Origin of the sequence: Tolypothrix tenuis PCC 7101 (genome assembly GCF_963874875.1) — a bacterium.
Lineage (GTDB): Bacteria > Cyanobacteriota > Cyanobacteriia > Cyanobacteriales > Nostocaceae > Aulosira > Aulosira tenue.
On the sequence record NZ_CAWNJS010000001.1, the window covers coordinates 3,651,475 to 3,677,733 of the forward strand.

Below are 26,259 nucleotides of genomic sequence, written 5' to 3' on the forward strand. Positions count from 1 at the left end.
AATATAAATCCCCAATTCCCAGTCCCCAATTCCCAGTCCCCAATCCCCAATTCCCAGTCCCCAATCCCCAACCCCTTAGACGATTCTTTGCAAGTTGCGAGGAAGTTGGAAGAGGTGGTGAGAAAATCGCCTGCTGTGGCAACTGTATTTACTACCGTGGGTTCTCGGGAGGGTGAGCCGAATAAAGGCACGCTGTATGTAAAACTGAAGGACGACCGCAAAATCACCACTGCAGAACTCCAGGATCAATTTCGTTCCTCTTTGCCGAATCTGCCTGGGGTAACTACCAGTGTGGAAGATATTCAATTTGTGGATACTGGCGGGCAAAAACCTTTGCAGTTGGCGTTACGTGGGAATGACCTCAAAGCCCTGGGTAAGGCAGCTAAGGATATAAAAGACCGTTTAGTAAAATTACCGGGATTCGCTGATGTCAGTGTTACAGGTGATAACAATCAAAGCGATCAGATTTTTCAAATTGAGCGTTTAAATAACCAGCGTGTGGCTTATATTAGCGCCAACCTGGGCAAGGATATGTCTTTAGGTGATGCTACTGATAAAGTTGTAGCAGAAGCTAAAGCAGTGTTACCAAAAGGTGTTTCCTTAGACTTAGGCGGAGACTCTGCCCGTTTAGGAGAAGTGTTTGGCAGCTTTGGCACTACCTTAGCTTTATCAGCACTGTGTATTGTGGTAGTACTAATTTGGCTGTTTAAAGGCTGGGTAGACCCCTTAGTAATTGGCGTTTCTTTACCCTTAGCTATAGTAGGGGCAATGTTGGCGCTGTTAATTACTAAGAGCGACTTCGGCATGATTTCCCTGATCGGCTTTGTATTTTTGTTGGGTATCGCCAATAAAAATGCCATCTTGATTGTTGATTACATCAATCAATTGCGGAAATCAGGGCTAGAACGGAAAGAAGCCATTCTCAAAGCCGGGCCAGTGCGCCTCAGACCAATTATGATGACCACTGCGGCGACAATTTTAGGCATGGTACCTATTGCCTTGGGGTTGGGAGCAGGTTCAGAATTGCGATCGCCTATGGCTGTTGCGATCGCAGGTGGTTTAGTAAGTTCCACTGTCCTGAGTTTAATTGTTGTGCCTGTGGTCTACGTCATCTTAGATGATTGGTTTCCTCGGTTCAAAAAGCGAGGTAATAATTAATGCAGGTTTTTGTAACCGGGGGTACTGGTTTTATTGGTGCCCATTTGGTGAGGTTGCTGCTGCAAGAAGGATATACAGTCAAAGCACTGGTACGCCCTAGCAGCAACCTGCAAAACCTCCAAGGGCTAGAGGTAGAAATTGTCAAGGGCGATCTCAATGATGGAGATTTGGCAGAGAAAATGCAGGGTTGTCAATATTTGTTTCATGTTGCAGCCCATTATTCCCTTTGGCAAACAGACCAAGAGTTACTTTACCGCCACAATGTCCAAGGTACGCGCAACGTTTTAGCCGCAGCCCAACAAGCTGGAATTGAACGCACTGTATATACCAGTTCCGTAGCCGCAATTGGGGTCGGGGAATCTGGTAAAGTCGTAGATGAAACTCATCAGAGTCCCTTAGAGAAATTGGTTGGTCACTACAAAAAGTCAAAATTTCTGGCGGAACAGGTAGCAATGCAAGCAGCTAGTACAGGTCAGGAAATCGTTGTGGTCAATCCTAGTAGCCCAATTGGGCCCTTGGATATTAAACCTACCCCCACAGGGGATATTATCCTGCGGTTTTTGCGGCAGCAAATGCCCTTTTACATGGATACTGGCTTGAATTTTATTGATGTGCGAGATGTAGCCAAAGGTCATTTACTAGCATTAACGCAAGGTAAATCAGGCGATCGCTATATCTTAGCTCATCAAAATCTTACCCTGAAGCAACTTTTAGAACAACTCGCCCAAATCACAGGTTTAAAAGCCCCGCAAAAGGCTGTACCTGCTTGGCTACCCCTAACTGCTGCTTGGATAGATGAAAAAATTCTCGCACCATTCGGTAAATCGCCCTCAGTCCCCTTAGATGGTGTACGCATGGCACAACAACCCATGTACTACGATGCATCAAAAGCAGTCAGAGAATTAGGCTTACCCCAATCTTCCCTCACCACAGCCCTCAAAGATGCTGTCGATTGGTTTGTGAGTAAAGGCTACGTCAAACAATTTTAGATTTTGGATTTTGGATTTTGGATTTTGGACTTTGGATTTTGGATTTTGGATTTTGGATTTTAGATCGACAATTTGATATTTGTTCCACCCAAGGCTGTGCTTGCACCAAAAACAATACAAAATCGTTCGACTGAGCGCTCACAACGAAGTCCCAAATTTAAAATCTAAAATTCGGAGGGTCAAATAAATGTTCTAGAATTTCCGTAATTACCAATTACCAATTACCAATTACCAAATTGTTATTAGTGGTGTTTTAACCAACAGAGGAGTGAACAGAAGTAATGGCGATTAATTTACAACAAGCTATAGATATTGGGAAATATCTAGTTACGCAACGCTTGAAAGGACGCAAACGCTTTCCTTTAGTATTAATGTTAGAACCGCTTTTTCGGTGTAACTTAGCTTGTAATGGTTGTGGTAAAATCCAGCATCCACCGGAAATATTAAAGCAAAATCTTACCCCAGAACAGTGCTTTGCTGCTGTGGAAGAATGCGGCGCACCAGTAGTTTCAATTCCTGGGGGAGAACCGCTAATGCATCCCCAAATTGATGAAATTGTGCGGGGATTAGTGGAACGCAAGAAATATATTTACTTGTGTACCAATGGTTTGTTATTAGAAAAAAGCCTCGATAAATTTCAACCTTCTCCTTACTTAACTTTCAGCGTTCATTTAGATGGAATGCGCGAGTTACACGACAAATCTGTTGATCGCAAAGGCGTTTTTGATATTGCTGTTAAAGCCATTCGTGCTGCTAAAGCTAGAGGTTTTCGCGTTGCAACTAACACCACCATTTTTGATGGTACTGACCCCAAAGAAATGCATGAGTTCTTTGAGTTTCTAGAAACTCTGAATACAGATGGGATGATGATTTCTCCTGGTTATAGCTACGAATTAGCACCAGATCAAAATCACTTTCTCCAGCGCGAACAAACACACGCCTTATTCCGGGAAATCTTGGCTCCCCAGAAAGCAGGCAAGAAAAATTGGAACTTCAATCACAACCCCTTATATTTAGACTTTCTCACTGGCGAGAAAGACTACGAATGTACACCTTGGGGTAGTCCTAGTTACAGCGTTCTCGGTTGGCAAAAACCCTGTTACCTATTTGGTGATGGTTATTATGCCACCTTTAAGGAATTGCTAGAAGAAACCGACTGGAGCCAATACGGCCGCGCCAGTGGTAATCCCAAATGTGCCGATTGCATGATGCACTGTGGCTACGAACCCACAGCCGCGATGGATGCAATGCAACCACAAAACATTGCCCGTTCTCTCGGTACTGTGTTTGGTAAATAACTGAAAAACTCCCACACTTTAGCAAGCAAGAAGCGTGGGCTCAATACTACAAGGGATAGCATTTTGAACTCAAAATTGGTGAAGGGGAAAAGGTGAAAGGTTAAGGATTAAAGGTTTTTTCTTTCCTTTTTTCCATTCCCCTTTTTCCCTTTAACCGACAAATATTGAGTGTGAGCTACTCAATACTCATCATTTATCTAAAACTGATTTTTCTTTGCTCCCATTTTGCTCTCGAACAGTTGCTAGCCCATGTATACCTATTGCTGTAATTACTCCTCCCAGCAATCCCCATGTGCCATCAGCAAATACATTAATACGATGCGCTAAAGTCCGATGATAGGCGTAATCTAACTGCCCATAACTAACTTTTGCACCTTTTGCTAGCCTTTCTACATTGTTCTCAGCTTTTCCTAGCGCGTCATAATCCAAAATAAACCAATACAGCGATATCCCCACCACTGCTAAACCAGGCATAACTAAAGTAATTAGAAGAATTGCTTTGCGAGTATTCATATAAATTAATTTAGGGTTTGGTATTTGGTATTTGGTGTTTGGTGTTTGGTGTTTGGTGTTTGGTGTTTGGTGTTTGGTGTTTGGTAATTGGTAATTGGTAATTGGTAATTGGTAATTGGTAATTGGTAATGGTTATTTCCCCTTGTCTCCTTTTACCCTTATCCTCGTCATCCCCCTCACCTCCTACTCCTCAACACCAATGACATTACCATGAGTCTGTGTTAAAACTTGGCTGAAAAAGTTGATACAGATTACGTTTGAGTAGGTGGGACGGATTTTGAAAATCATCCTCATGGTGTTGGCTTGGAGTCATCGCTTTTGGCAATTTCACACCATGAACAAGAGATTTTGGCATTGGTGGCAAATGGTATTGTCTGGGATTTTATGTGTCATTTTTTTGACATTCATTCTAGCTTTGCCAATCTATGCAACTGATACGCCATCAATTGACACCCTCAAGCAGCAGCAGCAACAAGTTCAGCAACAACGTCAGGATGTAGTTCAAGAACGCGATCGCTTAACTAATCTGCAAGAAGCCGCAAAAAATCGCCTCAATGGGTTACAACAAAATCTGCAAACCACTGATAGCCACATTCAAGATACGGAATTGCGCTTAAACCAAGCTAGTCAACGCTTGCAAGAATTGGAGACTGATTTAGATGTGGCAGAAATTTCCTATGAAGAGCAACAAGTAGCCACAGTTGCAAGATTGCGTTTTCTTCAGCGATCGCCTGCTAGCCAGGGATGGGGAATTTTACTGCAAAGTGAAAATATTAGTGATTTTATCAGCCGTCGTCATCAGCTAAAGTTGGTCTACCAAGCAGATCGGCAAATTTTGGCAAAACTTAATCAGCAAGCCAAGTCAATTAATCAACAAAAAACCGCAGTAGAACAGCAAAAAAACGAAATTGCCCTGATTCGTCTGCAATTACTAGCACAAAAAGCTGATTATCAAACGCAAGCGCAGTCACAATTAGAGTTAATTGAACGCCTAAATAGCGATCGCTTGGCTTTAGAAGCAGCACAAAACCAACTAGAACAAGATTCCAAAAATATAGAAATTCTCATTCAACAAAAGATTGCAGAAGCGCAAGCGAAAACCAACAGTAACAGTAAAAGTGTGATTATTCGCGGCACAGGAATGTTCGCATATCCCAGCGATGCACCTACCAGCAGTCCTTTTGGCTGGCGAATACACCCAATTCTCGGCTATCGTCGCTTTCACGCTGGGCTAGACTTTGCCGCTAGTTATGGTAGTACAATTCGTGCGGCTGATTCGGGAACAGTAATTTTTGCTGGCTGGTATGGCGGTTATGGAAAAGCTGTAATTATCGACCACAGCAACGGGATTACTACACTTTACGGTCATACCAGCGAATTGTTCGTTTCCGAAGGACAAGGAGTACAACGCGGACAAGCGATCGCGGCTGTGGGTTCCACTGGTTTATCTACTGGGCCTCACCTGCATTTTGAAGTAAGGCGTAATGGCACACCTGTAGATCCCGCCAGTTATCTTTAAGCTTGAGGAGTGCGATCGCAACTCATCTGCAAATTTTATCCCTGGCGTGTTATAATCGAAAAGATTAAGGGCGCGTGGCTCAGTGGATAGAGCAACAGATTCCGGTTCTGTGGGTCGGGGGTTCAAATCCCTCCGCGCTCGTTTTGTTTTACATTGACTAATTATTTGTCCGCGTTGACAGATTAGTGTCTTTGGTGAATTATAAGAGACATTAAACCAAGCTTGTGAAGATACAAGGTCTTGTAGTTACTAAATAGTGGAAGCAGAAATTAAAACTTTTGCTGAGTAACTAGAGCAGTGCATGGGCTATGAACAAACTCTAGGGTGAAGTTTGCTGACTAAACTTACTTGACTAAATAGAGAAAATATTGTTGAGCAAGTATGATTTCATTACGGTTAATTTTGTCTTTATGCAATTGCTAATTAACCTCATAAATTAAATACTTTTTTGATATGAATTTAGCAATAGCATGATTTTTGTTGCTAATTAATTTGTATATATGTTGATTTTTTTAATAAGTTTAGATTCAGTTTATTTACATTTTGGAATTGACATTTGATGCAAAAATATTCTGTTTTAATGATATTAATAAAATATTTTTAATGATAGTAAATAAATTGTGTCTACTTTGAGTCATAATAAATAAAATAGTTCTTATTATAACCATCTGATTGTGATCCAAACGACTCAGAACTCAAAAAAGCAGGAAAATTTAGTCAATCCAGTATTTGCCAATCATGAAACTTTTCATCCTAGGTTTGGTTGGTTGAAAAAAGGATTCGATGCAGCCCAGAAAGATCCAAGTATTTTCTTACAAGATGATGCACCTGTACGTCTGGGCGTTGGTAAAAATATGGTACGTGCTATTCGTTATTGGTGTAGTGCGTTCAAAATTCTTGATAAAAATAGCTTACCAACAACATTTGGAGAAAAACTGTTAGGAAACAATGGTTGGGACTCTTATTTAGAAGATCCGGCATCTTTATGGCTATTACATTGGAATTTGTTAAAGCCTACTTGTGAAGCGGCGGCTTGGTATTATATTTTTAATGTTTTTCGAGATTTAGATTTTACCAAAGAAGATATTTTGGCAGGTTTAAAAGATTATATTAAAAGTTTCAATAAAACGATTGCTGATTCTTCTTTTATCAAAGATGTCAATTGTATTTTACGAATGTATTCAGCACAGGATTTTATTAGAGATAATACCCCAATTGAAGATTCTATAGATTGTCCGTTTAATGAATTAGGTTTAATTCGCAATTTCGGCAAAAGTTATCAGTTCAAAATTGGCTCAAAGTCTAACTTGCCAGCATCAATTATAGTGGCAACTTGTTTAGAATATGCGAGTTGGGCAAATCAGGATAGCAATACAATTACTATTCGTAAGTTACTTTATGATGAAGGTAGTCCAGGGATGGTATTTAAACTGACGGAAAATATTTTATGTGCAGCCATTGAAACAGTTGCGAAAGAATTTAATACGATAGTTTTGGAAGATACTGCTGGACTCATTCAGTTATCATTACCTAATGAACCAGATGTTGTAGCTGGGGAAATTTTAGATAATTATTATAATTCCTAATGAAAATGAGTAAAAATATGACTAACAAAAAGTTATCCCACTATTTTAGCCTCCAGCGTCGCTATTCTCGTTCCATTAATTTAGAAAGAGATTTAGATAGTGTGGAAGCTTTAGAAGGTTATGTGCTAACTAAAAGAGCAATTGATTCTCTAAAACGTATTTTAAATAGTTTTCATTCTGATGAAGGAAATAGGGCTTGGACTTTAACCAGTGTTTACGGTACTGGTAAATCTGCTTTTGCTCATTATTTAATTTCTCTGGCTGCTAATTCTCAAAGTAAAATACATCTGAAAGCTTTATCAATAGCTGAAAATAAATTGGGGAAAGATAGTGAGATTTATCAATTAATTGAGGAAAAAATTCACCCGACAGGATTAATTAGGGCTGTAGCTACAGGACAAAGAGAACCGATTAGCCATACCATTATTAGAGCTTTATTAACAGGAGTTAATAGTTTTTGGACTCCTAGCCAAAGAAACAAAATTAATACTGTGCGTCAGTTAGTAGATTTAGAAGCAGAAATTAATGAGGGTGGTAAGGTTGATAGTAGAGAAATTCCTAATTTGGTGTGGGAATTAGCTGAGGAATCTCAAAGTGGAATTTTCCTGGTAATTGACGAATTAGGAAAGAATTTAGAATATGCTGCTCATGCTCAAGGTGATGAAGATTTATATCTTTTACAACAATTAGCGGAATTACCACAAAATAAAAAAAATCCTATTTATATTTTAGGAATTTTACACCAGGCTTTTGCAGAATATGGTCAAAGATTAGCAACTATTCAAAAGAATGAATGGGCGAAAATTCAGGGAAGATTTGAAGATATTTCTTTTACTGAATCATCTGGACAAATGATGAGTTTGATTGGTGAAGCAATTGACTCTACAGCAGCAGATAATATCAGGATTGCTACTCAAAATTACGCTCAGGAATGGTTTGAAAATTTAGAATCAATGCTTGCAGATGAAGAAGTAACTGAGCAAATTATCCAAAAAGTTTATCCATTACATCCTTTATCAGCTTTGGTGTTACCAAGCCTTTGTCAAAAATATGCTCAAAATGACCGTTCTTTGTTCACATTTTTAACTAGTAGTGAACCATTATCGTTTCGGAATTTCTTAGAAACAGTCACTCTGAAAAACCATGAATGGCCTTGTCTGAAATTGTACCAAGTTTATGATTATTTTATTGAATCTGCGGGGATGGGTTTAGCTTCCCGTCCTAATTTGCAAAGATGGGTGGAAGTTCAAGATTTAATTAATGATGCCAAACGATTAGAAGAAGATAGTCTCAGGGTACTAAAAACTATTGGTGTTCTCAACCTGATTACAGTTACAGGTTCGATGAGGGCGACAAGAACTTTAGTATCTTTAGCAATGTGCAATATTCCCTCAGCAGCAGAGATTAATTATTGGCAGGAAATTATTGATAAACTGTTAAAACAAAATCTCATTACTCATCGTCGTCAGTTAGATGAATTACGAATTTGGCAAGGTTCTGATTTTAATGTTGACAGTGAGTTAAGTATATATATAGAACAAGAGCGATCGCCTTTAGTTAAACTATTATCTATTCACCGTCCTCTTAAGCCTTTAGTCGCACAACGTCACAGTTATCAAACAGGGACTTTGCGTTATTTTGAACGCCATTATTTAGATAAATCCCAAGATTTGAGCAATTTAAGTTGTAATAGCTTAGATGCAGATGGTTTTGTGGGGTATTGGGTAGATGAAGAACTTCCTACCGCTGTTCCTTCCACAACTAGCAATGGGAAACCATTGGTGATTTTGAGTGCAGCTAACTTAGATATTTTGCGAATTCGTACCCTGGAGTTTGTGGCTTTAAGTAATATCAAAAAAACAGCCAAAGAGTTACAAACTGATGGGGTAGCGCGTAAAGAGGTAAATTATCGCCTGCAAGAAGCGGAAGAATTTTTAGATGAAACCCTCAATCAGTCCTTTAGTATTGGGGGAAATCAGCAATGTTGGGTTCAAGGAAAAGTTGAGAAGCTAAACAACATTAGCGATTTTAATAGTAAGCTGTCTGAGATTTGCGATCGCGTTTATCATCGCAGTCCTATTTTGTGGAATGAATTAATTAACCGTCGAGACTTAACCTCTCAAGGGGCGAAAGCTAGACGTGAATTGATTCAAGCAATGTTGGAACATCAAAATGAAGAGAAATTAGGCTTAGAAGGTTATGGGCCGGAAGTCAGTATGTATTATTCTCTGTTAGAAGAAACAGGGATTCATCGTCAGGAAGAGGGATATTGGGATTTTTATCCCCCATCGGAAAATTCCGGGTTAAATTCTCTGTGGGAAGCAGTTGAGGATTTTTGTTTAGCAGCCACAGAAAAAAGCCAAACCTTTGATTTGCTATATCAGCATTTAGCTACACCTCCATTCGGTGTGAAACAGGGTGCAGTTCCGGTAATTTTGGCGGCTGTACTGTTACACCATGCTGATGATTTGGGATTGTATCAAGATGGGACATTTATTCCTGTATTGGGAACGGAACATTTTGAGTTATTAGTAAAATATCCTGAACGATTTGCAGTTAAATATTTTGCAGTCGTGGGATTAAGGGCAGAAGTCTTCAAAGAATTAGAAGCGATTTTACGCAATCCCCAGTTTAAAAAATTAGGTAAGGTGCGTAATGCCACTTTATTAACAGTTGTGACTCCTCTTTATCAATTTGTTAAAAAACTGCCTAAATATACTCAACAAACTAAAAAGTTAGCAGATGAACCTAGAGCAATTTTAAAGGCATTGCAAACTACTGTTGAACCAGATGAATTGTTGTTTAAGGCTTTACCAGCAGCTTGTAATTTACCCTCAATAGGGATTGAAACTGGCGATGATGGTGTGACTGCGAAAACTTTACGTACTAAGTTAGTTCATGCCCTCAGAGAGATTCATACAGCTTACGATCATTTATTAAGTGATTGCCAAAAACTCATTTATGAAGCTTTTGGTGTGAGAAGCCAGGAAACAAAACTCAGGGAAGATTTGCGGGTAAGGGCGAATTATTTGGCGGGAAAATGTATTGAACCTTTACTAAAACGGTTTATTCGTGCAGCCTCAGATGAGGCGAAGAGTGATTCTCAGTGGTTAGAAGCTTTGGTGATGATTGTCGCAGATAAACCTGCGGAATCTTGGACAGATGATGATGCGACTGCATTTGAAATGAAGTTAGCGGATTTGGTGCGACGGTTTAAAAATCTGGAAGCTTTGCAAAAGGAAGTAGCCGCCAAAGGGGAAGGTTTTGAAGCGCGACGAATTACTATGACTCGCCCTGATGGTCAGGAAATCCATCAAATGGTATGGGTAGATCATGGTAGAGAATCGCAGGTTGAAAAAATCGTTGACAAAATTCTGGCGGAATTACCTGACGATCAGCAATTACGCCAAGCGATTTTAGCGAAGTTGAGTGAACGGATTTTAAATCCTAATGTGGGAGATGGGGTGACGAAGATTGAGGAAAAGCGAACTGATGAAATGAACAAGAAAAAGTTAGGATAAACAAGATCCCCGACTTCTTGAAGAAGTCGGGGATCTGAACCTCTCAAATTTACTGTTAATTCATCGGAAAAGTTAGGTTCAAAATCTTGACCGTGGTGAGTGGCTGTATTTAATTTTGAATTTTGATATGAAACAAATTATCCTTGCAGAACTTCCCGAAACCGTTCAAAACCTAATTAACCAAGCCCAAAAAACAGGTGAAACCCTGACTATCATCCAAAATGGTGTCCCCTTCGCCATCATTTCCCCCATTCCAAAAAAATCTCTCTTAGAAACCCTTTCCACTCTTGAACCATTGGACGAAGACTTTCCCGATGTGGACGAAGGATTATTACCCTTAGATGATATCGATTTATAAAAATGAGTTATTTATACTTGTTAGATACAAACATTATTTCCGAACTAATTAAAAACCCTAGAGGAGTGATATTTTCCAAAATTAAAAGCGTCGGAGAAGATACAGTTTGTACAAGTATTATCGTAGCTTGTGAATTAAGATTTGGGGCAAAAAAAAAGAATTCTCCAAAGCTTATAGAAAAACTTGAAATCATCTTAGATAGTATGGAAATACTACCCCTAACTCATCCCGTAGAGCAATATTACGCAGAAATCCGCACAGATTTAGAACAGCAAGGTCAACCGATTAGTGGTAATGACTTATTAATTGCTGCTCATTCTTTAAGCCTTAGTCTAACTCTTGTGACAGCCAATGTTCGTGAATTTTCCCGCGTTTCTCATTTAAAAGTAGAAAACTGGCTTAACCCTGATGAAGAAAGCTAACAAGTATTAAGTAGGGTGCGTTACCCGTTGCTTTAACACACCCTACATTTTAAGTTCGACTTCTGATAATGATTTATCTCTGTTGTTGGTTTAACCAAGTTTCTAAATCAGCAATGGTAGAAAAGTCTAGTAATGATTCTCCTAGATTTTCTAATTGTTCAATCGATAATTCTTGAATGCGATCAATTAACGATTGATTAATTTCCCCAATCCGGCGATTGAGTAACCGTAATATTAAATCTTGTTCTCCTTCTCTCCTTCCCTCTTGCTTTCCTTCTTGCTTGGCTTGTTCTCTATCTCTTTGATAAAGCGGTTCTAATCGCATAACTAACTCCCTATCATCTGCTGATAATTCTTGATTGATTCTCAAGTTTTCGCGCAAGTTATAAACTAATTCAAGAGTGGCCTTTTGGTATGGATGATTTAATGGTAACGCTTGCAATTCTATAATCGCTTGTGACTGTACGTTTCCTCTACATAAAAGCCTCAACCATAATGTTTCCGGTGTTTGTGGTAGTTGATGTATGGCGACAATTGCTGTCCGTAGTGCATCTGGGAGAAAATGTACTCCTGATAACCAATCTGATTTTTGCACAGTCCCAAAGCTAGATAATCTAGTTTCAGATACTGTGGGAGTCAGAATCCACAATTTGGGAATTTCTGAGTCTTGAAGTTTGGTTTTGTTGGCTTTAGCTTCTCGTCGCAGTGAAGCTTTTACTTCTAATAGTTTGAGGATACAGTCGCATATTTCATCGGTAGAGGCTGGATTACGGAATGGTTCTATAATTGCGGGATTTTCGGCAAATCTTCCTAGTAAACCCAAGATTTGTAAATTAGAGTTTTGCTGTTTAGCAGGAGTAAAGAAAACATCTATTTCTTTTATCTCTCCTGAGACTTTTTCTGATGCTTTGACTTCTCCGTAATCTTTGAGTAACTCTTCTAGATAGTCTTTAGCAAATTTGTCATGTATGAAGCGTGTCATTCAGTTAATAGTCTAAGTTTTTGTTAAGCCACTCCATATCCTGTATATGGACGTTTATATGGTGGTTGCAAACCGAATACAATATCTTCCTTTGGTACTCCCATCTCCAAAAGTTCCTGTGCTAAATCTATATCTGTCATATTCTGCTGAATCCAGATTTTGCCATTTTTAATATCAAAATGAATGATACTGTGATACACACGGCTTAAACCATTCCAACCTATACGCATTAACTGATAATGGTCGTGTATTGTATCAAATATTAATTGATTTTCGATTTCTTCATGGTTATATTTATATTTGCCGTGTTGAGTTAAAATATTTTGGATATATTGACGATAATTTTCTAGCTTTTCCATTCCAAAATTACCTCCATTATTGGTTCGTATACTATTAGTTTTAATTGATGTTTTCGCACTGCAGTTTTAGCAAGCTTTGTCTGAAAAAATGTTTCATGGGCATCAACCGGAATTGCTAAATATAATCTACGTTCTGGCTCATTCTCTTCGAGTGCAATTTGATAATTTAGGAATTGCCCTAAAGCTGTATGAAAGTCACTTACTGCAGAATTACTGGCAAAAGTTTTGATTTCTACAGCTATTTTTTCTCCTTCTCTTTCTGCCGCTATCAACCGTTCTGCACCTAGATCTATTTTAAGCGTTACTTCCTCAAATTCTATTTCTAATGGATCATCGGTAACTATCCAATTTTCTTTTTGAAGTGCATTTTTGACCGCTTCATGAAATAAATCTCTAGCTGACATCAGCGCATCACTTTGTTGATATGAAGACCTGTATATTCTATCAAATGTACTCTTGAATATTTTGAAGCGTAAGAGTTAGTGCGATCGCGCGGGATTTTAAAAAAGGCGATCGCACTTCTTATTCAAACTTCTATTTCTTAAACTTGCTATCTAATCAAGACACTCAAGACATCGCCAGATTCGCCTAAGTTACCAGCTTTTACGGGTTTAGACCAAGAGCCTACTTCTGCATAACCGATAGTATGCAAGAGATTGATAGTCCTCTGCACTACATTAGGACTACCGACTAGCAGGTGTTTTATCTTTTCTTTGCTTACCTGGACTTGATTGCTGCTGTTATCTTCTAATTTCACAAATTCTTGCGCCATAACGCACCTGTTTAATATTGCAGGGTGGGATTAATGTTTTTCATGTTTATTGTACAGTACGTATAATACGTACTGTACAAAGGGAATATTGAAACTTAACGATTTATGATGAGTCTTGATGATGTGTAAAAGTTGTGTGTGACAGAAAAGCGTCAGGGACAAGAGTATCTGGGTTTCTATCTTCCACAGGGGAAGAAGGATGTGTTTAAGGAGTATTGTCAATTTATTGACAGTACAATGAAGGATGAACTGGAGAAGTTTATTGACCAGTGCATTTGTGATCCTAAGTTCCAGCAATATTTAGAAATGAAGCGTCGGTTAAAAGAGTAAGTAATGTTGCTTTCTATACACTTTCCGAGTTATGGTTTTTCCTGAAGCGAACTCAAGTATATAAGCGTGATGCAATAGTTTATAGCAGCGCAATCATAGCAGTAATTTTACTTAACTTTTTACAAATAAGTCAAAAACACTACACATTGTTAATGCATATTTGCTAAAATATTAGCATTACTAATATACTTGCCAAGAAGCACTAAAGAATTAGCATGGCAAAGCAGAAAGTTAGACACATATTAGGACTTTCAGGGGGAAAGGATAGCACTGCTTTAGCGGTATTACTGCATCAGGAAATTCCAGAGATGGAATATTTTTTTTGTGATACCCATAAAGAATTACCAGAGACTTACGAATATCTTGACCGCATCAAAGCACGGTTGGGGATTAAAATTCATTATCTTAGTGAAAACCGAGGCTTTGACCATTGGTTAGCTATTCATGATGGTTTATTACCTTCTCCCCAAATGCGGTGGTGTACCGTCAAGATGAAAATTAAGCCTTTAGAGGATTTTGTGGGAGATGATGAGGCTATTAGTTACATTGGCATTCGTGCTGATGAAAACCGTGATGGTTATATCTCCACTAAACCTAATATTAAACCTGTGTTTCCGTTTAAGGAAAAGGGTTTAGTTAGGGCTGATATTATTCGGCTATTAGAAGAAAGTGGAATTGGACTCCCTGATTATTATCGCTGGCGCAGTCGTTCTGGGTGTTTCTTCTGCTTCTTCCAACGCAAGTATGAATGGGTAATGTTGGCGCAGGAACATCCTGATTTATTTCAAAAAGCTGTTGAGTATGAAACTAATCATAAAGATGGTAGAACCTATACTTGGACAGATGGGGAGACGCTGCTAGAACTTCTAAAACGCAAGGATGAAATTATTGCTCAACATGAGAAGTTAATGGCTCAAGAGAAAAAAGCAGCACCTAAACGTCCTTTATTTGAATCATTAGAAATAATTTTAGATCAACAGGACGATGAGTTACCTTGCTTATCTTGTCATTTGTAATTTTGATTCATCTAGTAAATATAATACAAACCATAATTTATGAAATTATTTACTTGAATTATACGCTCAATAATTTATGTCTCAGGGTGTAATTTTATCTCCTATAAAACATAAAGCTTCAAAAATGGCTAATGATTTATATGATTTTGCTACTCAAAAAGATGCTATTTCTGGGTATTTTGAGAAAGAGTACGAATTGAATCTTCAATGGCTACCTCAATACGTTGAGGATTTCCCTAAAGTTATGGGAAAAATAATGTTGAAATGGGAAAAATGCAAATTTGTTTCAGCATCTCAACAGATGATTCCTGAAAAGCATGGAGTTTATTGCTTTTCTATTCAACTAGGTGATCCATTTCCTGACACAATTCATATCCCTCTATATATTGGAAAAGCAGCACCAGGATATTTATCAGAAAGGTTTCAATCTTATTTAAGGGAAAAGAACAACATCAAGGGACGTTCAAAATTAGTATTTATGTTAAATAAATACCGTAATCAGCTATTTTTTTGGTGGTCTGAATTACCAAGAATTTATGTGGACACAGTAGAAGAACATCTTTTAATGTGCTGTAAACCTCCCTGTAATGAAAAATTTCCTTCTCGTGAAAAATTATGGGGCAAAGCATTCGACTAATTACTATTATTTATTAAAAAGGAGAAAATTAATGGCAGATTACGTTCCAGCATTAAAAGCTCGTATGGGTGATTGGCAATATTATGTAACGGTCATGAAGCTTGGTAAAGTTTCTCGTGAATGCCGACTTGCAGAAGAAATTCATGCAAATAAAGATTTAGATGAGTTAATCCAAAGAGCAATACAAGATCGTGTTCAAAAAGAGATGGTTCCCTATCTTTTAAATGAATCTCAGCGATTTTATGGAGCGTTAGTTGTAGCTGTTTATGGGGGAGATCCAGAATTTTCACCAGTTCGAGTAGCTGAACATCAATTAATAGATGATAGAGATAAATCTAGCTATGGTTTTGGATTATTACGTTTTGATGGTAGCCAAATCTACTATGCTTTAGATGGTCAGCATAGGTTAAAGTCAATACAAGAAGCAATTGCTAAAAATCCAGACCTTGCTCAAGAAGAAATTAGTGTAATTATTCTTAAACATGAGCAAACAAAGGAAGGTTTAGAGCGAACTAGAAGATTATTTTCCACACTTAATCGTCGGGCTAAACCTACATCATCAGGTATGAATATCGCCATTGATGAAGATGATAGCATAGCTATTGTTAGTCGTAGATTAGTTAAGGAAAATGAAGTTATTAAGGGATTAGTTTTAACTAGTCTAGGTTCTAAGCAAATATCTCCTGCTAAATCTCATGATCCTTATATTACAACGCTAGCGGCTTTTTATGAAACTAATGAAATTTTGCTGAGTGCGTATGAAGGTGGTTTAGAGATTGATAAGAACTTCAAACAGTTCAGACCTTCTAATGATGAGCTTGATGCTTATTATAATTTTTTGGAAAAGCTTTGGATACTAATGCTAGAAAAATGCCCTGGTTTTACACCTATTTTAAAAGGAAGAAAAAAGCCAGGGGATATTCGTAAACGTATGGATTCGGAAGGAATTTTAGTTTTAGATAATACGGGAAAGCCAATAGCAGGAGGAAGTGTTTTTGCTCGTCCTATTGGTCAATTTGTTATTGCTGAGGTAATCAAGTTAGCCTTAATTCAAGGAAAACCGATGGAAGATACAATCGAAGCAATTATGACTAATATATCAATGGATATTGATCAATCTCCTTGGGTTAGAGTTATTTGGAATCCATCAATACAGAGAATTATGGGTACGCAATCTGAAAGACAATTGTTAGTATCAATAATTAGTCATTCTCTGGGATTAAAAATAAAATGGAAAGTACGAGAATTGAAACAAAAATATCGTGATAATATTGAAGATCAGAAAGCATCACTATTATCACCCATAGCATGGTCTGGAAATCAAAATAATACTTCTACTGAGAGTGAAGATGATAGTGAAGAAAATGAATTTATGGAAAACGAATAACGATAACTTGTTTATCGAAGAATTAAAAATGAAAGGTGTTAATTGAACTTCAACGATTTACTATCAAAAGCGGATGAAGAAACACTACAGCAATTATTAGGTAGTGCAACTTTTCATCTGCTCAAACTCCTAGAACCTAATTTAGTTCATCCTAGTAAACACAGTTTTCAGGAGTAAGGTGCGCTAAAACCACGCACGATGCACTAGAGATGATGCTACGTTAATGTTAAGAGTTTCTTAACCTATGACTACACAAAATAACATAATTTACCTCGATTACCATTCAACTACTCCCGTTGACCAGAGAGTAGCCCAAAAATTCATGTACTATATGACTACGGCTTTTGGTAATGCTAATAGTGTAGATCATGGTTATGGAGACGAAGCAGCAAAAACAGTTAAACAAGCTCGTCAACAAATAGCAGAATTAATCAACGCCTCACCCAAGGAAATTATATTTACATCTGGTGCAACAGAAAGTATTAATTTAGCAATTCAAGGACAAATTGCACAACAAAATACTCCTGTAAAAATAATTGTTTCTCCAGTCGAACACAAAGCCGTTTTAGATACCTGCAAAGCATTAGCTAACAAAGGACTGGCGGAAATTATTTGGTTAAAAGTCAATAAACAAGCGCAGATTGATTTAGAACATCTGGAAAAAGTCTGTACTGATGGTGCTTCCTTACTTTGTGTGATGGCGGCGAACAATGAAGTAGGGACAATTTACCCCATAGAAAAAATCGGCGCGATCGCATCTTCCTACAATATCCCTTTTTTATGTGATGCTTCCCAAGCAGCCGGGAAAATTCCCCTCAACTTCCACGACTGGGGTATTACTTATCTAGCGATTTCTGGACATAAACTTTATGCACCCAAAGGCGTTGGTGTGTTAGTGGTGAGAAACGGCGTTCATCTGCAACCGATGATTTACGGTGGTGGACATCAACAGCGAATGCGATCAGGTACGCTGAATGTACCCGGAATAGTTGGCTTAGGGGAAGCTTGTAAATTGAGACAGTTGGAGATGGAAGTAGATGAAACTGCGATCGCACTTTTGCGAGATCATCTGCAAAAGCTACTCCAAGCGCAAATTCCTGATTTAGTGGTAAATGGAGACTTAAACAACCGTTTATCGGGTAATTTGCATATTTCTATCCCTAGCATTCCTAATAGTGCCATGATTGCGAGAGTTCGCCATCAGTTAGCCATATCTACAGGTGCGGCTTGTTCATCAGGTGTTGTTGCTCCTTCTCATGTTTTACAAGCGATGAATTTAGCAGAAAATATCATTGAGGGTGCGTTAAGAATTGGGATTGGTAAATTTACAACCAAAGCAGACATCGAAACAGCATCTTCTGTAATCATCAGCGCAGTCAATGAAATTTATCGGCTTCTATTGGTGTAACTTGCCCATTTTCGAGTGCTGACTGCTAACAGTTGACAGTTAACAATAAGTTAGGGACTTCCAAGAAATAAGTTATTCCATCTTGTGGGGCGGGTATCTTGCCCGCCATATCAACTGGGCGGACAAGATGTCATTGGTGTCAACTTAACGCGAAACCCGCTTTGTTGCAAGGTTTTTGCCCTCACCCCCAACCCCTCTCCCACCGGGCTATCCATTAGTCACATCTTTCTTTACAATCTTGAAATGCTTATTTTGTGGGCATCTTGAACACTGAGGTGTCAAACATACTTGACAGATTAACTCTTAGTCTTCTCGCTAAAATTAGGTTTTTATTGAGAATTGATGACGAAGGAATCAGGGTTATAAAAAGCGTGAGTGAATACTCTCGTAAATGTTGAGAAAGATCCGGGTAATGGATAGCCCACCGGGAGAGGGGAGCAAGAGATTTAATTCCCCTTCTCCCAAGGGAGAAGGGGTTAGGGGATGAGGGCGAGGGTTTTTGTACAACGTCCGCCCTGTATAGCTTTTAGCTTAAGTTGACACCACTGAAAAGATGTCCACCCCACAATAAATACTGGGATATTTTTTTATTTGGAAGTCCCCTACCTGAGTGCAGAAACTCCCATCGGCCCACGAGTTACGCCTAGCTGATTTTGCAGCTTCAACTCCCGCCAGAGTTGGGAACCTGTAATCTCTCCCCGAAGCAGTTGACTGTAGCAATGTATAGTTTTACTCACCTGCGCTGGGGTTTCATTGACAAACTCAATCCGGAAGTGGCGTAATCCCAAATCTATCAAGCGCTGTACGTACTCGGCTCCTGTTTGAGCAGTGCCGTTAAATACAGTATTGCGACAGCCGACATCAGCTTTGAGGACATGTTCGCTACCAACACGGTCTTTTAATTTCACTTCATGCTGTTCGCAGGGTCTGCCACAGTTAGTGTAATCTGTTCCCTGGGAGAGAAAAGCGCAAAATACGCAATGCTCCATGTGAAACATCGGCATATGTTGATGAATTGTCACCTCAAACCATTGGGGCGGACAACTATGAAGTAAGTCTTCGAGTTGGCTAATATTCAGGTCATAGGATGCGGTTAAGCGTTCCAAACCATAGCGCTGGTGAAAATAATCTGCGGTTAAGGCGTTTGCAACATTCAGCGAAAAATCTCCAACACAACGGTCTTGGGTAAAAAACTGCAGTTGATCGTAATTCCGCACCAAATAGCCATCTGCTTGGGAGTCCCGTACTTGTTGCAAAATCCAATTTTCCCCGGGTTTGGTAATTCGCGGAGGTGCAACCCAGATGGTGGGGTATTGGGCATTTTTTATATTCTCCCCTGCTCCCTGCTCCCTGCCCCCTGCCTCTTGCCTTACCATTTGCACGGCTTCGCGATAAAAGCGGGGATCTTCAAATTCACAGTACAGTGTTTGGATTCCGGCTTGGAGTCCGGCTTGGAGTTGCTTAAGGTTCCTTACTAAAACGATAAGTGAGGGAGATGTGGGGGATTTAGGGGATGATTTGGGGAGTAGGTTTTGTAAAGAAGCATGATCGTTGAGTTCCCAGCGTTTGGGTTGACGGCGTAATTCTTCTAGCTGCGTCACCATTTCTCGGCGCATCCGGTTTAACTCACTTACAGGTAGTATTAATGCACCATTGAGATGATTGGTTAGTTTTCCTAAACAGAAGGGGGTATTACCTAAGCGACCTAACTGTTCGTGCAAACGTTCTGTAGTTAGGGGTTTGGTGTGCGCTTCTACTAACGGTATTGTCGAATCCACTTGCACAACATGACCTTGTCCATCGCGGGCGATCGCAGTTAGTGGTTGATCGACTTCGCCGTAAATTTCTAAGTCAATGGGACGCTGAAATTGGGGGTTATCTCCCGCAAAGCTTTGACGTAATTGCTTATCTAGTTCTGGATCGCTGGTTTTCCAAACGCGATCGCCTATATGCACACGGCGGAAGTTGAGGTCACTGCGGCCAAAGGTAAGCACGGCTTCTTTACCTTTCTGTACTACTGCATAAACTCGCCCGCCTTCTTCCTTGGCTTCGGGATGACCGGCATCGAAAACAATTCCATCTCCCGCTTTCACTGGTGCTTCTAGGGTGATTGTTACCTGTTCATTGCGAATGCGGGTAACTTCTCCTAGGTACACCCCACGTTTTTTGCCAAACCGCGCATGAACTAATTCTTGGTTGTTAATCCCATTAAACCAGCCTGTGTAGATACCGCGAGAAAATGCCATTTCCAAGTTGTATTGTTCTTCAGCAGCATGGGAGGGTTTGCGCGCCTTTGGAGTATTCGCTGTTAATTCCTCCATCACCCGATCCAAGGCTTGCCGATAAACGCGGGTAACATTCGCCACATACTCTGGAGTTTTCAGCCGCCCTTCAATTTTGAGACTTGTTACTCCCGACTTCACCAAATCTGGCAGAACTTCTAACCCTGCAAGGTCTTGGGGGCTGAGAAGATATTTGCGATCGCCTAAATTAACTACTTCCCCATCTGCTATTAACTCGTAGGGCATTCGGCAAGCTTGGGCACATTCGCCCCGATTGGCAGAACGTCCACCTAAAGCTTCACTAGTTAAACATTGACCGGAATAAGCGACGCACAAAGCACCGTGAACAAAGACTTCTAAAGGCAAAGAAGTTTCTTTTTGGCGTATTTGCTGGTGAATTTTGTTAATTTCCTTGAGGGAACATTCACGGGCTAACACCACCAACTGACAACCGAGTGACTGGGCAAATTCTACCCCAGCCGCACTGGTAATTGTCATCTGCGTAGAAGCATGGATAGGAAAATCAGGTGATAGGTGACGGATAAGACGACATATACCCACGTCTTGCACAATGACTGCATCCACACCCGCAGCAATAATCGAGCGCAGATATTGCTCTACCTCTGGTAGCTCTTGCGGAAAAATCAGCGTATTAACAGTGACATAACCCTTCACACCCCGCAGGTGCAGAAAAGCCATCAACTCTGGTAAATCCGCCTCAGTAAAATTTTGCGCCCGCATTCGCGCATTGAAGCGATCCAAACCGAAATAAATTGCATCAGCCCCATTTTCGACAGCAGCTTTCGCGCAATCCCAGCTACCTGCTGGTGCGAGTAGTTCTGGACATTGCAGAGTGGATACAGTGAGTTGAGGAGTCAAAGAGCGATCGCTTTTCATCAGGCTGGGAAAGTTTAACTAGCACCATAGTGATTCTATCTAAAGTTCATGGGCAAAGGAGGCGATCGCTTTGTTAATCTCTCTTCCCCAGCGCACTCTGCGGTTCGATATAAATTGTCTCTAAATGACTAAAAAGCGGTGCGTGATTTTAGGAAATTATAGATTGCGATCGCAATTGCCAAAAGTAACAATACATGAATTATGTTGCCTGCAATATGCAATGCTAATCCTAAAGCCCAAAAGATAAAAAGTACAACTGCAACAGTCCAAAGTACACCAAGCATAGTTTTTTCCTATAAACTGCGTATTTGAATAAAATTTTAGAGACCTATTCAATTTATAGTTAACTATCTTGCGGATGAATTACGGCTATTTATATTGATAGATTTTTATCAGATAGTAATAGATAACAGCCAAACGAGAAATCCTAAGGCTTATAACTTAAGAAGCCAGTATAGTAGTCGGTCGGGAACTTGTACCGATTTATTTTTACTAAAATATTTACCTAGTCGTTTGCTGTTTCTTTTCTACGCCAGTAATTTCAGCAATTAACTTATATAAACCTCATCCATCTTGAAAACTGGAGTTTTTGCAGAAAACATATTACTTTAGATATGTGGGTGTGGTAAAAAATAAAACAGAAATGCTCAAAGTAGAATGCGATCGCTGGAATGAGAGTGCCTCAATCTTAAGAGAAAAAGCCTTAAAAGCAGAACATGCTAGGACTCGTGAGCGTTTAATGGCACTATATGAGATATGTAATGGAAAAAGTGCGACACAAGTAGGTCGCTCAACAGGACGTAACCCTCAGACCATAATGGAGTGGGTACATCGTTATAATCGTTCAGGCGCGGAAACACTCAAATATCGGCATACAGGTGGTTATACCCCCCTTTTTCACCACAGATAGACAAAGCACTCGATTCGGAAATCCGCAAAGCCCTAGAATTGGCAGCAATACCACCTCAACACCGACAACAGAATCAAGCACAACTGCCACGGTGGACATTAAAGCGGTTAGTAACTTGGATAGAAAAGCAATTTCATCTCAAGTGTTGCCGTGAATCAGTGCGTAAAACCCTGAAAAATTTAGGTTTTTCTTGGAAAAAAGCACGTAAACTTTTGAATAAAGCTAATAGTAAAAAACGTGCTGAATTTCTAGCAAGACTTCAAGGCTTACTGGATGATGCTCTGCATAATGGTCATTTACTAATTTTCATTGACGAAGCCCACATTCATCTTGATAGTGATGAAGGTTATGGTTGGTCAATCAAAGGTGAACGTTTTTGGGTTAGTTCTAGCTCCCCTGGAAGAGAGAAGGTTTCGTTCTATGGAATCTATGTTTACAACTATGCCAAAGTTAGGATTTTTCCTTACCTCAAAGCTGACTAATTCAACACGATTGATGTTTTAAAACATCTTCGGACTGAATTTCCCGAGCGCGACATGACTCTGCTGAAGGGATGGTGCTCCTTATCACAGGGCACAAGCGGTCAAAGAAGTATTATCAGTTTTACAAATCAACCTAGAACCCTTACCTGCTTATAGCCCTGATTTTATGCCTGTTGAACACCTGTGGCAGTGGTTACGTGAAGATGTTACCTACCATACATGCTATCAATCTTCTACAGAACTGATTGAACGGGTTCTTTTATTTGAACAAGATATTAATTCTCACCCCTTTGAAATTAGCGATCGCTTGTGGGTGAAAAATCACCTTGACTCTGACGAGGAAAAACTACGGGTTTCAACATAGACGAGGTTTAGCTACCAAGAGAATTTAACCCTAGATATACCGGAATGCAGAGATACATGGGATCGGAACCTGGAGGATACATTCCCGCCGCATCGTAGTTCCACATTCGGTAGATTTTAATTTGTTGCTGTTCATCTTTAGCGGCGCGCAAATTCAGCGTTGAAGCCCGTTTCCCTAAGCCATAAATGCGTTCTTCCGTCCGCAGTTGTGCTTGATGAATCCAGCCTTCGCTTTTGCATTGGGGTGGTAGCGCGGATAACTTGCCCAGAGCGATCGCAAAATTTTAGGCTACCATCTATTTCAGCAATTACTTTGAGCGCATGACTGGAAACAGAGTAGTTATTCTCTGTTTGTTCCAAGTTGTTTGCTACTTCCGGCCATTCATGGTGTTGAATTCCGTAGGGTATCGGGGGTATTCCCGGTTTCCAGTTAATTCTGACTAAATCTTCCGTAAGAAAACAAACTTCTAACTCTGCCATTTCAAAATAGAAGTTAGCGCCCCTAGCTTTTGCTTCAGCTCGGAGTAATTTTCCTGGTTGATCAAAACCTGGTTCTGTGGGTAGCTTAATAAACTCACACTCTATGCTATTGCGTTGACGTGTGTACAAAAATGCTTTGGGAGCATAACTTGTATAGAAGAGAGAACCAAATAAAAACTTTAATTTTAATTTGATTTGCTTGAATCTATCCATTAGGAATATGCTCCAAGATACATTAATCTTCAATATTTTGAGGAAGTTTGAACCCGTTATCAGTTAGCTCAAGCTGAATTGTAAAATTTTGCTTTCACAGGCGATCGCAATTTATATCAAACAGCAACTCTTGATTTTGAAGCCTGAAAAATTTATCATCCCTTTAGCCCAGCCAACTCTTCAATGATTTGCTAATTTCAGGCAAAAAGTTAATTGATCTTGGGTGGTATTTATATTTGATATTTAATTAAAAAAAGCAACCCTAAGATTCCGCATCTCTCTTAGGTTGGAAGAAAAAACTCCAGATTAAAGTTGAAAATTGCAAAATATGTCGTTAACGCTATGCCTCAGCGTCGCTATACACAGCCTCTTTTCTGGAAGAAAAACAATTTAAAAGCTAGCCTAAGCACCTATGCCTAATATTTTGCATTAATTTAATTTAGTTACTTAAGGCTTATTTTCCAGCTTAATTAGCTATTTAGCTTAAATTAGCTATAAAATAGTTCAGTATGTAGTAAAAAATTGTAGCTGTCACAAAAGCATCTATTTCCCAGAGACTCAGTAGATAAATTTGATAATTGCTATTTTATTACTACAATAATAAAAGTCTCAGTTTGTGCTTTTTTGCCATCTTATGGAACTTCTAAAGACTTTGTATGTCATAAGTAATGTGTGATTTAAAACTGGTATTTTCCTGAACAAATGCCACTTATTTAAGTATAAATACGATGGACTTGTAATCCTTTCTGTCTGAATATATACTTTAAATAGCATTTGCTATTAAAGGCTTGAGTAAGAAAATTTAAAGTTTATATGAAAAATAGAAAATCTTTACCAAATCTATTTATCAAATGCTACCAGTAACATGTTACGTATTACTGTAATCATGTTTGACTGGATATTTATACAGTCAAATTTTACCTAAGTTAAAAACTATACTTTCTACTCAATATGTTGGGAGAAGATGAACAACATCTCATGCACCTCCTGCGTAAGCGGCTTGCTTATTACTTGGAGAGGCTGTCAATTAGTCGCCGCAGTCACGCTTTACAGGAAGAACTCACTTGCTTGAGCCAGCTAGCAGCTATTTACGAAAAACTATTTAACTTTGCACAAGCTTTAGAGTATCATAAGCTGCTTCTTGCCTTATCTCAGCGGATGGGTGCTAAAGATTGGCAAGAAATAGCTTTATACAATATAGGTAATTGTTATTTTCAACTGCGACAAGACTATGATGCGATTAAGTATTTTACAAAATTAGTCAAAATTACTTGTGAGACTGAGAACAGAGTCTTACACATCGCCGGAATATCAGCTTTAGGAACTAGTTACCAAAATTTGGGACAGTTTGAAATAGCAATTGAGCATTTCAAAAATCAGTTAGCTATTAGTTACGAAATAAATCAACGCATTTGCCAGAAAAGTGCTTTGGATTCTCTAGCCAATGTTTATCAGTGTCTAGGTAATTACCAAGAATGCCTAAGATATAAACAGAAAGTTTTGTTAGTTGCTCAAGAAATGGAGGATATCAAAGCTATAGGCGATGCCCTAGGAAATATAGCTGGTATTTATCTCCAATTACAAGAGTGGCACCAAGCAATCAATTTTTGTAATAAATCACTGTTGCTAGCGAAAGCTATTGATAATCAAAGCCTGGTGATGATTAGCTTTAACATTCTAGGACAGGCATATAAAGCACTGCATGATTATCATCAAGCAATAGATTGTTTGACAACTTCTCTAAATATTTCTGATGAACTAGGCGAGTCCAGAGTCCGCAGTGTAATTTTGCACGGATTAAGTGATTTGTCCAACAAAATGAATTTATCTGAGCCAGCAAGAGAATACAATATTGAATCTTTAAGTATTAATGCAATTGGTGTTACACATCATCATTTAGTGAAACAGGATTGTGCTTTAGCACCTTATCAGCAATCTGTAAATCTTTTGCAAGATATGGGAAATCAGCAAAATCAGCAACAGCTATTATTTAATCTTGGTTATATATATTATTCATCAGCGCGATTCTCTCAAGCGATGGGATTTTTACAGTCTGCTTTTATCCTCGCTCAAGCTCAGAAAAATCATCGAGAAGCAGCCAAAATATCTCTGACTTTAGGGAATAATCTCCAGAGACTACATCATTCTGAAGAAGCTATTTATTATTACCGTTATGCATATAAAATTTATCAGATTTTAGGAGATAAATATCAAATCCAAAAGATGTTAAAGTTTATGGATAAATTAGGATTGAAGTTATAACTATAGACGATGCGTTAGCCTTCGGCGTAACGCATCCTACAAATATTACAAAAGATACTTTTCAATATAGACATTTTATGAGAAATTGCAAAGCATCACATTAAGCTAAATGGTA

Annotated in this window: 26 protein-coding genes, 1 tRNA gene and 1 pseudogene; 19 read left to right on the forward strand and 9 right to left on the reverse strand. The window is 39.0% G+C overall.

Going from position 1 to position 26,259, the window contains the following annotated elements; all coding sequences use genetic code 11:
• The 3 genes from AACU25_RS14920 to hpnH all read left to right on the forward strand — a co-directional run.
• Positions 1-1,158 (forward strand): efflux RND transporter permease subunit (locus tag AACU25_RS14920; protein WP_339382031.1); only part of this gene is annotated, 1,158 nt, incomplete at its 5' end.
• Entirely contained in the window at positions 1,158-2,147 is a 990-nt protein-coding gene (gene hpnA / locus AACU25_RS14925; protein ID WP_096576851.1) for a hopanoid-associated sugar epimerase, read from the forward strand. The genes AACU25_RS14920 and hpnA, both read left to right, overlap by 1 nt.
• A gap of 281 nt (positions 2,148-2,428) precedes the next feature.
• Positions 2,429-3,445 carry an adenosyl-hopene transferase HpnH gene (gene hpnH / locus AACU25_RS14930; protein WP_096576853.1) on the forward strand — a complete coding sequence of 339 codons (1,017 nt, stop codon included), beginning with the start codon at positions 2,429-2,431 and terminating at the stop codon, positions 3,443-3,445.
• Between the two features lie 189 nt (positions 3,446-3,634).
• Here the strand turns inward: hpnH and AACU25_RS14935 are convergent, their stop codons facing one another.
• Positions 3,635-3,958: a hypothetical protein gene (locus AACU25_RS14935; RefSeq protein WP_096576855.1), complete on the reverse strand. Its 324-nt coding sequence runs from the start codon at positions 3,956-3,958 to the stop codon at positions 3,635-3,637.
• Between the two features lie 364 nt (positions 3,959-4,322).
• Here AACU25_RS14935 and AACU25_RS14940 point away from each other — a divergent pair, with 364 nt between their 5' ends.
• The 6 genes from AACU25_RS14940 to AACU25_RS14965 all read left to right on the forward strand — a co-directional run bounded on the left by AACU25_RS14940 (position 4,323) and on the right by AACU25_RS14965 (position 11,364).
• A complete protein-coding gene (locus AACU25_RS14940) occupies positions 4,323-5,477 on the forward strand; it encodes a murein hydrolase activator EnvC family protein (RefSeq protein WP_321206751.1) in 1,155 nt (384 codons plus the stop codon).
• Positions 5,478-5,545: 68 nt separating this feature from the next.
• A tRNA-Arg gene (locus AACU25_RS14945) sits at positions 5,546-5,618 on the forward strand.
• Positions 5,619-6,151: 533 nt separating this feature from the next.
• Positions 6,152-7,063: a DUF4007 family protein gene (locus AACU25_RS14950; protein WP_190445816.1), complete on the forward strand. Its 912-nt coding sequence runs from the start codon at positions 6,152-6,154 to the stop codon at positions 7,061-7,063.
• A gap of 17 nt (positions 7,064-7,080) precedes the next feature.
• Complete coding sequence (locus tag AACU25_RS14955; RefSeq protein WP_096583784.1) at positions 7,081-10,584, forward strand: hypothetical protein; 3,504 nt, start codon at positions 7,081-7,083, stop codon at positions 10,582-10,584.
• 127 nt (positions 10,585-10,711) lie between these two features.
• The gene (locus tag AACU25_RS14960; protein WP_096576857.1) at positions 10,712-10,942 is read left to right on the forward strand and encodes a type II toxin-antitoxin system Phd/YefM family antitoxin; all 231 of its coding nucleotides are present in this window, start codon (positions 10,712-10,714) and stop codon (positions 10,940-10,942) included.
• Positions 10,943-10,944: 2 nt separating this feature from the next.
• Positions 10,945-11,364 carry a type II toxin-antitoxin system VapC family toxin gene (locus AACU25_RS14965; RefSeq protein WP_096576859.1) on the forward strand — a complete coding sequence of 140 codons (420 nt, stop codon included), beginning with the start codon at positions 10,945-10,947 and terminating at the stop codon, positions 11,362-11,364.
• Positions 11,365-11,437: 73 nt separating this feature from the next.
• Here AACU25_RS14965 and AACU25_RS14970 read toward each other — a convergent pair whose 3' ends face one another.
• The 4 genes from AACU25_RS14970 to AACU25_RS14985 form a co-directional block, all read right to left on the reverse strand.
• Positions 11,438-12,346, reverse strand: a complete 909-nt coding sequence (locus AACU25_RS14970; RefSeq protein ID WP_096576861.1) for a DUF4351 domain-containing protein — start codon at positions 12,344-12,346, stop codon at positions 11,438-11,440.
• 23 nt (positions 12,347-12,369) lie between these two features.
• Positions 12,370-12,705 carry a XisI protein gene (locus AACU25_RS14975; protein ID WP_045871735.1) on the reverse strand — a complete coding sequence of 112 codons (336 nt, stop codon included), beginning with the start codon at positions 12,703-12,705 and terminating at the stop codon, positions 12,370-12,372.
• Positions 12,693-13,109: a XisH family protein gene (locus AACU25_RS14980; RefSeq protein WP_096576863.1), complete on the reverse strand. Its 417-nt coding sequence runs from the start codon at positions 13,107-13,109 to the stop codon at positions 12,693-12,695. Before AACU25_RS14980 ends, AACU25_RS14975 begins: the two co-directional genes overlap by 13 nt.
• Positions 13,110-13,255: 146 nt before the next feature.
• Positions 13,256-13,477 (reverse strand): hypothetical protein, encoded by a 222-nt coding sequence (locus AACU25_RS14985; RefSeq protein ID WP_096576865.1) that lies wholly within the window; start codon positions 13,475-13,477, stop codon positions 13,256-13,258.
• 138 nt (positions 13,478-13,615) lie between these two features.
• On the opposite strand from AACU25_RS14985, the gene AACU25_RS14990 reads away from it, so the two are divergent.
• The 6 genes from AACU25_RS14990 to AACU25_RS15015 all read left to right on the forward strand — a co-directional run bounded on the left by AACU25_RS14990 (position 13,616) and on the right by AACU25_RS15015 (position 18,255).
• Entirely contained in the window at positions 13,616-13,807 is a 192-nt protein-coding gene (locus tag AACU25_RS14990; protein ID WP_321206746.1) for a hypothetical protein, read from the forward strand.
• Between the two features lie 215 nt (positions 13,808-14,022).
• Positions 14,023-14,823 (forward strand): phosphoadenosine phosphosulfate reductase family protein, encoded by an 801-nt coding sequence (locus tag AACU25_RS14995; RefSeq protein ID WP_096576867.1) that lies wholly within the window; start codon positions 14,023-14,025, stop codon positions 14,821-14,823.
• A 76-nt stretch (positions 14,824-14,899) separates the two neighbouring features.
• Positions 14,900-15,460: a hypothetical protein gene (locus tag AACU25_RS15000; RefSeq protein ID WP_096576869.1), complete on the forward strand. Its 561-nt coding sequence runs from the start codon at positions 14,900-14,902 to the stop codon at positions 15,458-15,460.
• A 31-nt stretch (positions 15,461-15,491) separates the two neighbouring features.
• Entirely contained in the window at positions 15,492-16,847 is a 1,356-nt protein-coding gene (locus tag AACU25_RS15005; RefSeq protein WP_190445815.1) for a DNA sulfur modification protein DndB, read from the forward strand.
• Positions 16,848-16,889: 42 nt separating this feature from the next.
• On the forward strand, positions 16,890-17,024 hold the full coding sequence (locus AACU25_RS15010; protein WP_321206745.1) for a hypothetical protein: 135 nt from the start codon (positions 16,890-16,892) through the stop codon (positions 17,022-17,024).
• A gap of 67 nt (positions 17,025-17,091) precedes the next feature.
• A complete protein-coding gene (locus tag AACU25_RS15015; RefSeq protein ID WP_096576872.1) occupies positions 17,092-18,255 on the forward strand; it encodes a cysteine desulfurase family protein in 1,164 nt (387 codons plus the stop codon).
• Between the two features lie 602 nt (positions 18,256-18,857).
• Here AACU25_RS15015 and AACU25_RS15020 read toward each other — a convergent pair.
• Entirely contained in the window at positions 18,858-21,434 is a 2,577-nt protein-coding gene (locus tag AACU25_RS15020) for a U32 family peptidase (protein WP_096576874.1), read from the reverse strand.
• A 128-nt stretch (positions 21,435-21,562) separates the two neighbouring features.
• On the reverse strand, positions 21,563-21,718 hold the full coding sequence (locus AACU25_RS15025) for a lmo0937 family membrane protein (protein WP_096576876.1): 156 nt from the start codon (positions 21,716-21,718) through the stop codon (positions 21,563-21,565).
• Positions 21,719-22,023: 305 nt separating this feature from the next.
• Here AACU25_RS15025 and AACU25_RS15030 point away from each other — a divergent pair, with 305 nt between their 5' ends.
• The 3 genes and pseudogenes from AACU25_RS15030 to AACU25_RS15040 all read left to right on the forward strand — a co-directional run.
• Entirely contained in the window at positions 22,024-22,344 is a 321-nt protein-coding gene (locus tag AACU25_RS15030; protein ID WP_190445814.1) for a helix-turn-helix domain-containing protein, read from the forward strand.
• A 38-nt stretch (positions 22,345-22,382) separates the two neighbouring features.
• Positions 22,383-22,826: a winged helix-turn-helix domain-containing protein gene (locus tag AACU25_RS15035; RefSeq protein ID WP_190445813.1), complete on the forward strand. Its 444-nt coding sequence runs from the start codon at positions 22,383-22,385 to the stop codon at positions 22,824-22,826.
• An 82-nt stretch (positions 22,827-22,908) separates the two neighbouring features.
• A pseudogene (locus tag AACU25_RS15040) lies at positions 22,909-23,190 on the forward strand (transposase); the annotation flags it as partial.
• Between the two features lie 7 nt (positions 23,191-23,197).
• Here AACU25_RS15040 and AACU25_RS15045 read toward each other — a convergent pair.
• Both AACU25_RS15045 and AACU25_RS15050 read right to left on the reverse strand, forming a co-directional pair.
• On the reverse strand, positions 23,198-23,410 hold the full coding sequence (locus AACU25_RS15045) for a hypothetical protein (RefSeq protein WP_339382115.1): 213 nt from the start codon (positions 23,408-23,410) through the stop codon (positions 23,198-23,200).
• Positions 23,328-23,882: an alpha-glucosidase domain-containing protein gene (locus tag AACU25_RS15050; RefSeq protein WP_321206743.1), complete on the reverse strand. Its 555-nt coding sequence runs from the start codon at positions 23,880-23,882 to the stop codon at positions 23,328-23,330. The genes AACU25_RS15045 and AACU25_RS15050 overlap by 83 nt, the downstream gene beginning before the upstream one ends.
• A 978-nt stretch (positions 23,883-24,860) precedes the next feature.
• On the opposite strand from AACU25_RS15050, the gene AACU25_RS15055 reads away from it, so the two are divergent.
• Positions 24,861-26,144 carry a tetratricopeptide repeat protein gene (locus AACU25_RS15055; RefSeq protein ID WP_321206742.1) on the forward strand — a complete coding sequence of 428 codons (1,284 nt, stop codon included), beginning with the start codon at positions 24,861-24,863 and terminating at the stop codon, positions 26,142-26,144.
• The last annotated feature ends 115 nt before the right edge of the window (positions 26,145-26,259 follow it).